The 14,316-nt window shown below is 67.9% G+C and carries 11 protein-coding genes and 2 tRNA genes; 11 read left to right on the top strand and 2 right to left on the bottom strand.

The features are described from left to right. Positions 1–3: 3 nt before the first annotated feature. Positions 4–74: transfer RNA gene (locus tag OG883_RS24915), tRNA-Gly, on the bottom strand. Positions 75–227: 153 nt separating this feature from the next. On the opposite strand from OG883_RS24915, the gene OG883_RS24910 reads away from it, so the two are divergent. The 5 genes from OG883_RS24910 to clpX all read left to right on the top strand — a co-directional run bounded on the left by OG883_RS24910 (position 228) and on the right by clpX (position 4,984). Continuing rightward, positions 228–304: transfer RNA gene (locus OG883_RS24910), tRNA-Pro, on the top strand. 178 nt (positions 305–482) lie between these two features. Beyond that, positions 483–1,898, top strand: coding sequence for a trigger factor (tig, locus tag OG883_RS24905; RefSeq protein ID WP_266544838.1), 1,416 nt, complete (start codon positions 483–485; stop codon positions 1,896–1,898). Positions 1,899–2,184: 286 nt separating this feature from the next. Beyond that, on the top strand, positions 2,185–2,802 hold the full coding sequence (locus tag OG883_RS24900) for an ATP-dependent Clp protease proteolytic subunit (protein ID WP_323180965.1): 618 nt from the start codon (positions 2,185–2,187) through the stop codon (positions 2,800–2,802). Positions 2,803–2,860: 58 nt separating this feature from the next. Next, a complete protein-coding gene (locus OG883_RS24895; protein ID WP_323180964.1) occupies positions 2,861–3,544 on the top strand; it encodes an ATP-dependent Clp protease proteolytic subunit in 684 nt (227 codons plus the stop codon). Between the two features lie 147 nt (positions 3,545–3,691). After that, positions 3,692–4,984, top strand: coding sequence for an ATP-dependent Clp protease ATP-binding subunit ClpX (clpX, locus tag OG883_RS24890; protein ID WP_266544833.1), 1,293 nt, complete (start codon positions 3,692–3,694; stop codon positions 4,982–4,984). A 73-nt stretch (positions 4,985–5,057) separates the two neighbouring features. On the opposite strand, the gene OG883_RS24885 is transcribed toward clpX, so the two are convergent. Continuing rightward, entirely contained in the window at positions 5,058–6,032 is a 975-nt protein-coding gene (locus OG883_RS24885) for a hypothetical protein (RefSeq protein WP_266544831.1), read from the bottom strand. A 136-nt stretch (positions 6,033–6,168) separates the two neighbouring features. On the opposite strand from OG883_RS24885, the gene OG883_RS24880 reads away from it, so the two are divergent. The 6 genes from OG883_RS24880 to mreC all read left to right on the top strand — a co-directional run bounded on the left by OG883_RS24880 (position 6,169) and on the right by mreC (position 14,304). Next, positions 6,169–8,790 (top strand): valine--tRNA ligase, encoded by a 2,622-nt coding sequence (locus OG883_RS24880; RefSeq protein WP_266544828.1) that lies wholly within the window; start codon positions 6,169–6,171, stop codon positions 8,788–8,790. A 555-nt stretch (positions 8,791–9,345) separates the two neighbouring features. Further along, positions 9,346–10,830: a folylpolyglutamate synthase/dihydrofolate synthase family protein gene (locus tag OG883_RS24870; RefSeq protein ID WP_266549411.1), complete on the top strand. Its 1,485-nt coding sequence runs from the start codon at positions 9,346–9,348 to the stop codon at positions 10,828–10,830. Positions 10,831–10,836: 6 nt separating this feature from the next. Continuing rightward, positions 10,837–11,190, top strand: a complete 354-nt coding sequence (locus OG883_RS24865) for a DUF4233 domain-containing protein (RefSeq protein WP_266544826.1) — start codon at positions 10,837–10,839, stop codon at positions 11,188–11,190. A gap of 64 nt (positions 11,191–11,254) precedes the next feature. Next, positions 11,255–11,668, top strand: coding sequence for a nucleoside-diphosphate kinase (ndk, locus tag OG883_RS24860; RefSeq protein WP_266544823.1), 414 nt, complete (start codon positions 11,255–11,257; stop codon positions 11,666–11,668). A gap of 254 nt (positions 11,669–11,922) precedes the next feature. Next, positions 11,923–12,945, top strand: a complete 1,023-nt coding sequence (locus tag OG883_RS24855; protein ID WP_266549409.1) for a rod shape-determining protein — start codon at positions 11,923–11,925, stop codon at positions 12,943–12,945. Positions 12,946–13,317: 372 nt separating this feature from the next. Next, positions 13,318–14,304 carry a rod shape-determining protein MreC gene (gene mreC / locus OG883_RS24850; protein WP_266544820.1) on the top strand — a complete coding sequence of 329 codons (987 nt, stop codon included), beginning with the start codon at positions 13,318–13,320 and terminating at the stop codon, positions 14,302–14,304. Positions 14,305–14,316: the final 12 nt, after the last annotated feature.

The following is a 14,316-nucleotide window of genomic DNA, read 5'->3' as shown; positions in this document are numbered from 1 at the left end:
GAGAGCGGGCGACGGGAATCGAACCCGCGTAGCTAGTTTGGAAGACTAGTGCTCTACCATTGAGCTACGCCCGCAAGCGTCGCACCGCAGGTCACGAGGGCCGCGGTACGAAGAGCATCGTAGCGGGTCCTCACCCGTCGGCGCACACCCCGTTCCGGCTCGGTGCCCCTCCCGGAGAATGCGGCAGCCGCACTGCCTGCGGGCATGTACCCTACGTGTCGCACCGACGGGGTGTGGCGCAGCTTGGTAGCGCGTCCGCTTTGGGAGCGGAAGGTCGTCGGTTCGAATCCGGCCACCCCGACCACCATCACCATCGCCCTTCAAGATCGCGTTGTGGGGCGCATCCTGCTTGCGGCTACTATGCAAACTGCGTGCCCGTGTGTCTGACGAGTCTGACGAAGAGCCGGGCCGAATCCGCTGAGCCGCCTCCAGTGCGGCGGACGCAGCAGAACCCCAGAATCAGCCACCAAGGAGACCGAACCGTGAAGAGCGCCGTGGAGACCCTGAACCCGACTCGGGTTCGGCTCACTGTCGAGGTGCCCTTCGAGGAGCTCAAGGACAGCCTCGACGCGGCGTACAAGAAGATCAACCAGCAGGTCACGGTCAAGGGCTTCCGTAAGGGCAAGATCCCGGCCCGAGTGATCGACCAGCGGTTCGGCCGTGGTGCGGTGCTGGAGGAGGCTGTCAACGACGCCCTCCCGAAGTTCTACACCGAGGCGGTCAACGAGGCCGAGCTCAACCCGCTCGGCCAGCCCGAGGTCGACATCACCGAGCTGAAGGACGGCGAGACGCTGGCCTTCACCGCCGAGGTCGACATCCGCCCGGTCATCGAGATCCCGGACTACTCCGGCATCGAGGTCACCGTCGACGCCGTCGAGGTCAGCGACGAGGACGTCGAGAAGGCCGTTGAGGAGCTGCGTGGGCGCTTCGCCTCCACCAACCCGGTCGAGCGCGCCGCCACCGAGGGCGACATCGTGACGATCGACCTCGAGGCCAAGGTCGACGGCGAGGTCCTCGAGGACGGCGTCGCCAGTGGCGTCCAGTACACGATCGGCTCCGGCGAGCTGCTCGAGGGCATCGACGACGCGGTCACCGGCCTGGAGGCCGACGGCGAGGCCACCTTCACCTCCGAGCTCAAGGGCGGCAGCGCCGAGGGCAAGGAGGCGGAGGTCACCGTCAAGGTCACCGCCGTCGCCGCCCGTGAGCTCCCCGAGCTCGACGACGACTTCGCGCAGATGGCCAGCGAGTTCGACACCCTCGAGGAGCTGACGGCGGACAGCCGCAAGCGTCTCGAGAACATGAAGCAGTACGACCAGGCCACCCAGGCGCAGGAGCGCGTCCTGGAGGAGCTGCTGAAGCTGGCCGAGGTGCCGATCCCCGAGAAGCTTCTCGAGGACGAGATCAACACCCGCAAGCACAACCTCGTGAACCACCAGCTGGGCCAGATGGGCCTCGACCTCGCCAAGTACCTGGAGATCCAGGGCAAGACCGAGGAAGAGTTCGATGCCGAGACCAAGGAGCAGGCGGTCAAGGGCATCAAGACCCAGTTCATCCTCGACGAGCTCGTCAACAAGGAGAAGCTGAACGTCAACCAGGAGGAGCTCACCGAGCACCTCATGCGGCGTGCGGCTTCCTCCGGCATGAGCCCGGACCAGTTCGCCCAGGCCGTCGTCGAGGGCGGCCAGGTGCCGATGCTCGTCGGCGAGGTCGCCCGCGGCAAGGCGCTCGCCGTGGTCGTCGAGGCCGCCAAGGTCACCGACACCAACGGTGAGACCGTCGACCTCGAGGACGACGAGGAGGAGACGGCCGAGGCCGCCGCCGAGACCGCCGACGCCGACGCTGCCGTCGACAGTGACGCCGACGCGGACGCCGAGAAGGCGGAGAAGAACGAGGCCTGAGCCTCGCGCTGACTCTCACGTCGGGCTCCGGACGCACCACGCGCCCGGAGCCCGACGCGCTTTCCCGGCGCCCTCGTACCGCCGACTGCGGCGGTGCGGTGAGCGCCCCGCAGAGATCCCTTGCGCCCCCGGTCACCTTGCGCTCCGAGCGAACAGTTCGGGAAGCGGGATGGCGTTGTCCCACCTGCGCGTTAGGGTCCATGAATACGAGGGCAGAGCAGTCCCCGCCCCCAGTACGAAGACGCTGAGACGGCGCCGGAGCCGTCAGAGACGAGCAGGTGGATACGTGACGAATCTGATGCCTTACGCCGCGGGTGAGCCGTCCATCGGTGGTGGCCTCGGCGACCATGTCTACAACCGGCTGCTCGGCGAGCGGATCATCTTCCTCGGCCAGCAGGTCGACGACGACATCGCCAACAAGATCACGGCGCAGATGCTCCTCCTGGCCGCCGAGCCGGACAAGGACATCTACCTCTACATCAACAGCCCCGGTGGCTCGGTGACAGCCGGCATGGCGGTCTACGACACCATGCAGTACATCCCGAACGACGTGGTGACCATCGGTATGGGCATGGCGGCCTCGATGGGTCAGTTCCTGCTGACCGGTGGCGCCGCCGGGAAGCGCTTCGCGCTCCCCAACACCGACATCCTCATGCACCAGGGATCGGCCGGCCTCGGCGGTACCGCCTCGGACATCAAGATCCAGGCCGAGTACCTGCTCCGTACGAAGAAGCGCATGGCGGAGATCACCGCCCAGCACTCCGGTCAGACCGTCGAGACGATCATCCGCGACGGTGACCGCGACCGCTGGTACACCGCTGAAGAGGCCAAGGCGTACGGCCTCATCGACGAGATCATGGCCTCCGCATCGGGCGTTCCGGGCGGCGGCGGCACCGGCGCCTGAGCCTTTGCGCCAGGCAGTCAGCGCCCCCAGTCTCCCCAGCCCGCAGAACGCCACCAGGATGGTGAACACCGACATGAGCAACCTCCCCAACGCCTCCGCAAGCGGCCTCTACACCGGCCCGCAGGTGGACAACCGCTACGTCATCCCGCGCTTCGTGGAGCGCACCTCGCAGGGCGTGCGCGAGTACGACCCGTACGCGAAGCTCTTCGAGGAGCGCGTGATCTTCCTCGGCGTGCAGATCGACGACGCCTCCGCCAACGACGTCATGGCGCAGCTGCTGTGCCTGGAGTCGATGGACCCGGACCGTGACATCTCCATCTACATCAACAGCCCGGGTGGCTCCTTCACCGCGCTGACTGCCATCTACGACACGATGCAGTTCGTGAAGCCGGACATCCAGACGGTGTGCATGGGCCAGGCGGCCTCCGCCGCGGCCGTGCTGCTCGCCGCCGGTACGCCCGGCAAGCGGATGGCCCTGCCGCACGCCCGCGTGCTGATCCACCAGCCGTCCTCGCAGACCGGCCGTGAGCAGCTCTCGGACCTGGAGATCGCGGCCAACGAGATCCTGCGTATGCGCGAGCAGCTGGAGGAGATGCTGGCCAAGCACTCCACCACGCCGATCGAGAAGGTCCGCGACGACATCGAGCGCGACAAGATCCTGACCGCCGAGGGTGCGCTCGCGTACGGCCTCGTCGACCAGATCGTCTCCACCCGCAAGAGCACGGCCGCAGCGGCCGCCTGAACCGCTGCGGCGGCCTTGGCGCGGTGCACGACAAATGTGAACCGCGCCAAGGGGGGCCCGAACGGGGGCCCCGGCAAGGTACCGTCGGATATGAGGCACCAGGAGTCGGCTGAACCAAGCTGCTCCCAGGCGAAGGGGAAGCACCTCGTGGCACGCATCGGTGATGGCGGCGACCTGCTCAAGTGCTCGTTCTGCGGAAAGAGCCAGAAGCAGGTGAAGAAGCTCATCGCAGGCCCGGGTGTGTACATCTGCGACGAGTGCATCGACCTCTGCAATGAGATCATTGAGGAGGAGCTCGCAGAGACCTCCGAGGTGCGGTGGGAGGAACTCCCCAAGCCGCGCGAGATCTACGAGTTCCTCGAGGGGTACGTCGTCGGGCAGGAGCCCGCGAAGAAGGCCCTCTCGGTCGCGGTGTACAACCACTACAAGCGCGTCCAGGCCGGCGAGAACGGCGGCGGTGCGAGCCGCGACGACGCGATCGAGCTCGCGAAGTCCAACATCCTCCTGCTCGGCCCCACCGGTTCGGGCAAGACGCTCCTCGCGCAGACCCTGGCCCGCATGCTCAACGTCCCGTTCGCCATCGCCGACGCGACGGCGCTGACGGAGGCGGGTTACGTCGGCGAGGACGTCGAGAACATCCTGCTGAAGCTGATCCAGGCGGCCGACTACGACGTCAAGAAGGCCGAGACCGGGATCATCTACATCGACGAGATCGACAAGGTCGCCCGTAAGAGCGAGAATCCGTCGATCACTCGGGATGTGTCGGGCGAGGGCGTCCAGCAGGCGCTGCTGAAGATCCTGGAGGGCACGACGGCCTCCGTCCCGCCCCAGGGCGGCCGCAAGCACCCGCACCAGGAGTTCATCCAGATCGACACGACGAACGTGCTCTTCATCGTGGGCGGCGCGTTCGCCGGCCTCGAGAAGATCATCGAGTCGCGGGCGGGCGCGAAGGGCATCGGCTTCGGAGCCACCATCCGCTCCAAGCGCGAGATCGAGGCGAGCGACCAGTTCCAGGAGGTCATGCCGGAGGACCTGGTGAAGTTCGGGATGATCCCGGAGTTCATCGGCCGCCTCCCGGTCCTCACCTCGGTCCACAACCTCGACCGCGAGGCACTCCTCCAGATCCTGGTCGAGCCGCGGAACGCGCTGGTGAAGCAGTACCAGCGCCTGTTCGAACTGGACGGCGTGGAGCTGGACTTCGACCGCCCGGCGCTGGAGGCCATCGCGGACCAGGCGATCCTGCGGGGCACCGGCGCGCGTGGCCTGCGGGCCATCATGGAAGAGGTCCTGATGTCGGTGATGTACGAGGTCCCGTCCCGCAAGGACGTGGCCCGCGTGGTCATCACGGAGGACGTGGTCCACAACAACGTGAACCCGACGCTGGTTCCGCGGGAGCCGCGGATCGTGAAGAACGACGGCCGCCACGAGAAGTCCGCGTAGCGGTTGCTGCATAAGCCGAAGGGGCGCCCGGCCAGTGAACTGGCCGGGCGCCCCTTCGTGTTGAGTGCTTTGGCTAGGCCTTGACGCGAACGTCGTTGCGCAGCTTGGCGGTGAGGCTCGCGGCCTGCTCCGGCGAACTGGCCTTGCCACCCATCATGCCGGCGACGTCGACAGGAATCACCATGCCCATCGTGCTGTGGTCGCCCCATGCACACATGGTGACCGTGACGTCCTTGGGGCCGGTGCCTCCGGAAGCCCCGGCCCCAGGGCCAGGGCCCTTGATCTCCTGGCACTTCAGGACGGCACCCTCGAGCTCGTCCGGCTCGTACGACTTCGGGCTGCCGACCAGCTCCGCCTTGTCGTCCTTGTCCTTCTCGGACTCCGCCTTCATGTGGGCGAAGAATGCGTCGACGACCTTCTCCGGGTCGTCGATCTCCCCGTAGACGCCGCCGAAGGTCAGCAACTTCTGGGTCAGCGGGTTGCTCTTGTCACCCGACTCGTACTGGGCGCTGATCTCCTTGCCGTTCTTGACGCCCCACTTCGCGGCGTCCTCGAGGTCGTTGCCGGACGAACTGCTGCTGTCCGTCTTCTTGTACTCGCCGCCGAGCACTGTCGCCGGCGTCGTCAGCTTGTGCGGCCCGTCGTCGGCGATCGAGGCGCCGCCACCCCCCACCAGGAAGTACACCCCGCCGCCGATCACCGCGAGCGCCACGACCACCGCGCCGATGATCAGGCCCGTCTTCTTCTTCGGGGCCGCCGGCGGGGGCGGCATGTAGCCGCCGGGGCCGCCCGCGCCGTACTGGGGCTGCTGGCCGTAGGGGCCCGGCTGTTGCGGCTGGCCCCACTGGCCCGGCTGCTGCTGCGGCGGAACGCCCTGCGGGGGCTGCTGGGGGTATCCGTAGCCCGGCTGCAGCGGAGGCTGCTGTTGCGGGTACCCGTAGCCGGGCTGCGGGGCCTGCGGCGGCTGCTGGCCGTAGGGACCCGGCTGACCGTACGGTCCGGGCTGCTGAGGCTGGCCGCCGTACGGGCCCGGCTGGTTGTGGCTCATTACTACGTTCCCCTCCAGATACTTATGTCGTCCGAACATCCTGACCCAACCGCCAATGTCGTGGGGCGGCAGGGGTCACACCGTTACCGAACATTCCAGTTTCAGTACGGCCCTGTGACACCTCTAAACTGAGCCCGTGACCGAGAACGCTCAGCAGCAGCCAGCCAGCAACCCCGAACTGCCGACCCAGTACGCGCCGGCCGAGGTAGAGGGGAAGCTGTACGAGCGCTGGGTAGAGCGCGGTTACTTCGCGGCCGACCCCAAGAGCGAGAAGCCGCCGTACACCATCGTCATCCCGCCGCCGAACGTCACGGGCAGCCTGCACCTGGGCCACGCCTTCCAGCACACGCTCATGGACGCCCTCACCCGTCGCAAGCGGATGCAGGGGTACGAGGCGCTCTGGCTGCCGGGCATGGACCACGCCGGGATCGCCACGCAGAACGTCGTCGAGCGCGAGCTCGCCAAGGAGGGCGTCTCCCGTCACGACCTGGGGCGCGAGGACTTCGTCGAGCGCGTCTGGCAGTGGAAGGAAGAGTACGGCGGCAAGATCCTCGGCCAGATGCGGCGTCTCGGCGACGGTGTCGACTGGTCGCGCGAGCGCTTCACCATGGACGAGGGTCTGTCCAAGGCCGTCCAGACCATCTTCAAGCGGCTGTTCGACGACGAGCTGATCTACCGCGCCGAGCGCATCATCAACTGGTGCCCGCGCTGTCTGACCGCCATCTCGGACATCGAGGTGGAGTACCAGGACGACGACGGCGAGCTCGTCTCCATCAAGTACGGCGACGGTGACGAGACGCTCGTCGTCGCGACCACCCGGGCCGAGACGATGCTGGGTGACACCGCTGTCGCTGTCCACCCGGACGACGAGCGGTACGCGCACCTCATCGGCAAGCAGATCAAGCTGCCGCTGACCAATCGCACGATCCCCGTCGTCGCGGACACGCACGTCGACCCGGAGTTCGGTACCGGCGCGGTCAAGGTGACTCCGGCGCACGACCCGAACGACTTCGCCATCGGGCAGCGGCACAACCTCGAGTCGCTGACCGTCATGGACGAGCGCGGGGTCATCACGGTCCACGGGCCCTTCCAGGGACTGGACCGCTTCGAGGCCCGCTCCACCATCGTCGGCGCGCTGCGCGCCGAAGGACGGATCGTCGCCGAGAAGCGTCCGTACACGCACTCCGTCGGGCACTGCTCGCGCTGCAAGACGACGCTCGAGCCGCGACTGTCCATGCAGTGGTGGGTCAAGGTCGGGCCCCTCGCCCAGGCCGCCGGTGACGCGGTCCGTGACGGCAAGGTCCAGATCCACCCGCAGGACATGTCGAAGCGGTACTTCGACTGGGTCGACAACATGCACGACTGGTGTATCTCCCGCCAGCTGTGGTGGGGCCACCGGATTCCCGTCTGGTACGGGCCGGAGGGCCAGGTCGTCTGTGTCGGACCGGACGACGAGGCGCCGGCCGGCGACGGCTGGACACAGGACCCGGATGTCCTGGACACCTGGTTCTCCTCGGCCCTGTGGCCGTTCTCGACGCTCGGCTGGCCCGAACAGACCCCGGACCTCGAGAAGTTCTACGCGACCGACGTGCTCCTCACCGGACACGACATCATCTTCTTCTGGGTCGCCCGGATGATGATGTTCGGTCTGTACGCGATGGACGGCGAGCCGCCGTTCCACACGATCGCGCTCACGGGTCTGGTCCGCGACCAGTTCGGCAAGAAGATGTCCAAGTCCTCGGGCACTGCGGTGGACCCCTTGGACTGGATGGACGCGTACGGCTCCGACGCCGTGCGGTTCACCCTGGCCCGCGGCGCCAACCCGGGCGTTGACGTCCCGATCGGCGAGGACTGGGTCCAGGCGTCCCGCAACTTCGCCAACAAGATCTGGAACGCGACCCGCTTCGCGCTGATGAACGGCGCGACGGTGGAAGGTGAACTGCCGCCCGTCGAGCAGTTGTCGGCGGCCGACCGGTGGATCCTCTCCCGGCTCAACGCGACCGTGGCCGAGGTCGACGCGTTCTACGAGGACTACCAGTTCGCGAAGCTGTCCGACGCGCTCTACCACTTCGCGTGGGACGAGGTCTTCGACTGGTACGTCGAGCTCTCCAAGACGACGTACTTCGCCGGCGGGGAGCAGGCCAAGGTCTCCGGCCGCGTCCTGGGCGAGGTCCTGGATGTCACGCTGCGGCTGCTGCATCCGATCGTTCCGTTCGTCACCGAAACGCTCTGGACCACGCTCACCGGCAAGGAGTCGGTTGTCATCGCCGACTGGCCGGGCGACAGCGGCTTCCGCGACAGGGCGGCCGAGCTGGAGATCGAGCTGGTCCAGCGGGTTGTCACCGAGGTCCGCCGGTTCCGCTCCGACCAGGGGCTGCAGCCCGGCCAGAAGGTCCCGGCCCGCCTGGATCTGTCCGGTACTCAGCTCGCGCCGCACGAGGCCGCCATCCGGCAGCTGCTCCGGCTTCAGCCGGAGGGCGAAGGTTTCAGCGCCACGGCGACCCTCCCGGTCGCGGGGGCCACGGTCGCGCTGGATCTGTCCGGCACGATCGACGTCGCCGCCGAGCGCAAGCGTCTGACGAAGGACCGCGACGCGGCCGAGAAGGAGAAGGTCCAGGCGCTGGCGAAGCTCGGCAACGAGGCGTTCCTCGCCAAGGCCCCCGACAACGTGGTCGACAAGATCCGTGGCCGGCTCGCCAAGGCCGAGGAGGACATCGCGCGGATCACCGCGCAGCTGGACAGCCTGCCGCAGGCGTGACGCCACAGGCGTAACGCCCGGAAACACAGAAAGGCCCCGGGTCTCGGTCCGGGGCCTTTTCGTGTCCGTGCCCGGGTCCGAAGACCTCGGACGAGGGACACCCCGCTGGCACCCCCACCACCATCCGGGTGAGCGGCCTTGCCGTGCACCGTGCACCGTGCACCGCGCACGGCCTTGCGGCCACAACGGCGGATCGTGCCTCGGCGGCCCCGTGGCCTCGTGGCCGCTGGTCACGCCGTCCCTGAGCGGATGGATCGCGGTGAGCGAACCCGGAGTGCGGCCGATGGTCTCCTCGGCCTGCATACCGACGGCGAGGGCCGTCCGGCGCTCTCCCCGACCGTGGCCACGGACGGTTCATTGAGCACAATGCCCTGGCCACGGGCGTAGAACAGGGCGCCGGCGGTGCCGAGGCCGATCCCTGTTTCCTTGATCGCCAAGTCTGCCGGGACAGCCGGGGACCCGGGCCGACGGTCCCGAGGAGGGCGGGCCGAACGTCCTGTCACTGCTTCTCCGTAGACTGGTCCCGTGAGTGAGCAGCCTGACCCCCTTGACGAGATCGCCGACACCGACGAGACATCGCCCGCCGACGCAGCGCGGGACCGCGACCCCGACCTGGCGGTGATCGAGGCCGGCAGCCGCACTCTGCGTGCGCAGGCCGGGTCGCCCCAGGGTGATGCTGTGCCTGCCCGGCCCGCCGATCCGGAGGTGGACAAGGCGCTGCGCGCGGTGGAGCAGGAGCTCGCCGGGCGCTGGGGCGAGACCAAGCTGGAGCCCTCGGTCTCCCGGATCGCGGCGCTGATGGACGTGCTGGGCGAGCCCCAGCGGGCGTACCCCTCGATCCACATCACCGGGACCAACGGCAAGACGTCCACGGCCCGCATGATCGAGGCCCTGCTGTCCGCCTTCGATCTGCGCACCGGCCGGTACACCTCGCCGCACGTCCAGTCGATCACCGAGCGGATCAGCCTGGACGGCACCCCGATCGAGGCCGAGCGCTTCATCGAGACGTACAACGACATCAAGCCGTACATCGAGATGGTCGACTCCTCGCAGGACTTCCGGCTCTCCTTCTTCGAGGTGCTCACCGGGATGGCGTACGCCGCCTTCGCCGACGCGCCCGTGGACGTCGCGGTCGTCGAGGTCGGCATGGGCGGCAGCTGGGACGCGACCAACGTCATCGACGCGTCGGTCGCCGTGGTCACCCCCATTGACCTCGACCACACCGACCGGCTCGGCTCCACGCCCGCCGAGATCGCCGTGGAGAAGGCCGGGATCATCAAGCAGGGCGCGACGGTCATCCTGGCGCAGCAGCCGGTGGACGCCGCGCAGGTGATGCTGAAGAAGGCCGTCGAGGTCGACACCACCGTGGCCCGCGAGGGCATGGAGTTCGGTGTCGTTGCCCGTGAAGTCGCGGTGGGCGGCCAGCTGGTGACGTTGCGTGGGCTCGGCGGGGAGTACGAGGAGATCTTCCTTCCGCTCTACGGAGCCCACCAGGCGCACAACGCGGCGGTGGCGCTCGCAGCGGTCGAGGCGTTCTTCGGCGTCGGCGCCGAGCAGACCCGCACGCTGGACATGGACGTGATCCGCAAGGCGTTCGCCTCGGTGGCCTCGCCCGGCCGTCTCGAAGTCGTACGCCGCAGCCCGACGGTCGTCCTGGACGCCGCGCACAACCCGGCGGGCGCCCGCGCGAGCGCCGCCGGCATCACCGAGTCGTTCGGGTTCTCCCGGCTGATCGGCGTGGTCGGCGCGAGCGCTGAGAAGGACGTCCGCGGCCTCCTCGAGGCCTTCGAGCCGATCTTCGCCGAGGTCGTCGTCACCCAGAATTCCAGCCAGCGGGCGATGGACGTCGACGAGTTGGCGGCGGTCGCCGTGGAGGTCTTCGGCGACGACCGGGTGGTCGTCGAGCCGCGCCTCGACGACGCGCTGGAGGCGGCGATCACGCTCGCCGAGGAGGAGTCCGAATTCGCCGGTGCGGGCGTCCTGGTGACCGGCTCCGTGATCACGGTCGGCGAGGCCCGGCTGCTCCTGGGGAGGGGCTGACATCTGATGCGTACGCTCTGTGCATCCACCTTGATCGGCGAGTTCTTCGTGATCGGCTTTGCCGGTCTGGTCGCCATGAAGTCCGACGACCTCTCGATGGCGACGGTCTGGACGGTCTGCGGCATCGGGATGCTGCTCTCGGTCCTGCTCTGCGGGATGATCAGCCGCCCTGGCGGGGTGCAGCTCGGATGGGCGCTGCAGATCGCGCTGATCGCGAGCGGCTTCGTGATCCCCACGATGTTCTTCCTGGGCGCGCTCTTCGCGGTCCTGTGGTGGGCCTCCATCCACTACGGCGCCAAGATCGACGAGGCCAAGGCCAAGTGGTCCGCGCAGGCTGAGCCTGGGCCTGACGCTGCGTAATCGGCGTCGGGTCCGGCCCTGTAGCCTCTGAAATCCTGCATCCGCACCTGAAGGAGCCCGCACCGTGAGCCAGCGCACGCTCGTCCTGCTCAAGCCCGACGCCGTACGCCGCGGCCTGATCGGCGAGATCATCGGCCGTATCGAGGGCAAGGCCGGCTGGACCATCAGCGCGATGGAGCTGCGCACCCTCGACCAGGAGACCCTCGAGCAGCACTACGGCGAGCACAAGGGCAAGCCCTTCTACGAGCCGCTGGTCGACTTCATGGCCTCCGGTCCCATCGTCGCTCTCGTCGTCGACGGCGAGCGGGTCATCGAGGGCGTCCGCGCGCTCGCGGGCCCGACCGACCCGATCGCCGCCGCGCCCGGCTCCATCCGTGGGGACTTCGGCACGATCGTCCGGGAGAATCTCATCCACGCCTCGGACTCCGAGGAGTCCGCCATTCGGGAACTCAAGATTTTCTTCCCCGGCCTTTCCTGATTGGCTGTCAGCCATACAGCGCTCATGACCTGGGGCGACCGATTGAATTTCGGTCGCCCTCCGGCATATGAGAGCGCATTGCGGGAACGCATCGCAGCGACACCTCGTCACTTATAGAGAGGTGGACCACCGCGCCGTGTCCGTGCAGGCGGCACTACGATGGAAGCCTTCACGCCACAGCACCCACCTCGCCGTCCAAATAAGCCATCAATGCTCGATTTGGGAAGGCCAGACGCATCCTCATGGGGTACAACATGTCGTTCATCGGCCGTGACATGGCTGTCGACCTCGGGACCGCCAACACGCTGGTGTACGTCAGGGGCCGGGGGATCGTCCTCAACGAGCCGTCCGTCGTCGCCATCAACACCAACACGGGCGGCATTCTCGCGGTCGGTTCCGAGGCGAAGAAGATGATCGGCCGGACACCGGGCAACATCGTTGCCGTCCGGCCGCTGAAGGACGGCGTCATCGCCGACTTCGAGATCACCGAGCGGATGCTCCGCTACTTCATCCTGAAGATCCACAAGCGTCGGTACCTCGCCCGGCCGCGTGTCGTCGTCTGTGTGCCCTCCGGCATCACGGGCGTTGAGCGCCGCGCGGTCATCGAGGCCTCGACGCAGGCGGGCGCCCGACAGGTGCACATCATCGAGGAGCCCATGGCCGCGGCCATCGGCTCCGGACTCCCGGTTCATGAAGCCACCGGCAACATGGTCGTCGATATCGGTGGCGGTACCACCGAAGTCGCCGTCATCTCACTCGGCGGAATCGTCACAGCACAGTCCATTCGCGTCGCCGGCGATGAGCTGGACAATGCGATCATCCAGCACATCAAGAAGGAGTACTCCCTCCTGCTCGGTGAGCGGACCGCCGAACAGATCAAGATCACGATCGGTTCGGCGTACGACATGGACAAGGACGAGCACACCGAGATCCGCGGCCGTGACCTCGTCTCCGGTCTGCCCAAGACCGTGGTCATCTCCGCCGCGGAAGTCCGCAAGGCCATCGAGGAACCGGTCAACGCGATCGTCGATGCCGTGAAGACCACCCTCGACAAGTGCCCGCCGGAGCTCTCCGGCGATGTCATGGACCGCGGCATCGTGCTCACCGGCGGCGGTGCCCTGCTGCGTGGACTCGACGAGCGGCTGCGCCGCGAGACCGGAATGCCGATCCATATCGCAGAGGATCCGCTGGACTCGGTGGCGCTCGGATCCGGCAAGTGTGTCGAGGAGTTCGAAGCGCTCCAGCAGGTCCTCGATGCCCAGCCCCGCCGCTATTAGGGCGTGCTGCAGAAGGAGCCCCGTCCGCCCGCAGGGCGGGCCCTGCGGCGTCCGGTGCGTGCGATCGCACAGCGGAGGATCGCTCTCGTACGGGCCGGAGTCGTACGGGCCGGAGTCGTTCGAGACGGACTCGTGCGGCTCCGACAACGGCGCGTGGGCGCACCTCCCAGCGGTAACCCGGGGAGTGTGTGTCAGGGGCCGCGGGGCAGACGGGACTTCACGAGCACGCCCTGGGGGAAGGGCCGGGTCGCAGATCCTCCCCATGGGCCTGCGGCCTGGGGGGACCCCCTGTATGGGGGCTTGCCGACCCGTACGGCGGATCGTTGATATACAGACACCAATATTCCTACGAGGAAGGCACGGCCGCCGCACGTGAGGGACACACGAGAGAGCCGGCTGCTCCTGGTCCTGCTGATCGTCATCGCGTTCGCATTGATCACGGTGGACATCCGCGGGGGCGAGGAGTCACCGGTCGACGGCGCCCGGCAGGGGGCCGCCACGGTCTTCGGACCGGTCGAGAATGGCGTTGCGGCCGCCGTCGAACCGATCGGCAACGCCATCGGGGCCGTACGTGACTCCGGTGAGCGCCACGACCGCATCAGCCAACTGGAGCGCGAGAACGCCGAGCTGAAGCAGAACCTCGGCAGCGACGAGCGCAACCGCAGCCGGTCGCGCCAGCTCGACAAGATCTACAAGGCCGCCAGTGCCGGCCAGTACGGCATCAAGGGCGCGGAAGTCATCGCCATAGGAGCGGCCCAGGGCTTCTCCTGGACGGTGACCATCGACATCGGCTCCGCGGACGGCATCCGGCGCGACATGACCGTACTCAACGGCGACGGGCTCGTCGGCCGGGTCACCACCGTCGGCCCGAACACCGCGACCGTACTGCTCGCCAGCGACCCGGACTTCACCGTCGGCACCCGGATGGAGAAGACCGACGAACTGGGCTTCGCCACCGGCCAGGGCGACCGGCCGCTGCTGGTCCAGCTGCTCAACGGCAAGGCCAAGGTCAAGCCCGGTGACCGGCTGGTCACCTTCGGCTCGCAGGCCGACAAGCCGTTCGTGCCCGGGGTTCCGGTCGGCGAGGTCGTCCGGGTCGATCCCTCGGGCGGCGACCTGATGCGAAACATCTACGTCCGTCCGTACGTCGGCTTCTCCAAGCTCGACATCGTCGGCGTCGTCGTCGAGGCACCCCGTTCCGATCCCCGCGACGCGGTCCTGCCGAGCAAGCCGAAGCCCGCGCCGACCGTCACGGTGACGGTCACCCCCTCGCCCGACGGCCAGGACCAGGGCACCGGCCAGGACAGTGGCACTGCTCAGGACAGCGATGTCGCCGACGGCCAGAACGACGAGCAGTAGGAGCTGATCCGT

The sequence above is a fragment of the Streptomyces sp. NBC_01142 genome (assembly GCF_026341125.1).
In the GTDB taxonomy this organism is placed as follows: domain Bacteria; phylum Actinomycetota; class Actinomycetes; order Streptomycetales; family Streptomycetaceae; genus Streptomyces.
The sequence above is the reverse complement of the archived record's forward strand: the minus strand, read 5'-3'. Positions and strand labels throughout refer to the sequence as shown.

Coding starts and splice junctions, on each gene's coding strand:
- OG883_RS24855 (WP_266549409.1), top strand. CDS start 11,923: ATGTCGTTCATCGGCCGTGACATGGCTGTCGACCTCGGGACCGCCAAC.
- OG883_RS24865 (WP_266544826.1), top strand. CDS start 10,837: ATGCGTACGCTCTGTGCATCCACCTTGATCGGCGAGTTCTTCGTGATC.
- OG883_RS24895 (WP_323180964.1), top strand. CDS start 2,861: ATGGTGAACACCGACATGAGCAACCTCCCCAACGCCTCCGCAAGCGGC.
- OG883_RS24885 (WP_266544831.1), bottom strand. CDS start 6,032: ATGAGCCACAACCAGCCGGGCCCGTACGGCGGCCAGCCTCAGCAGCCC.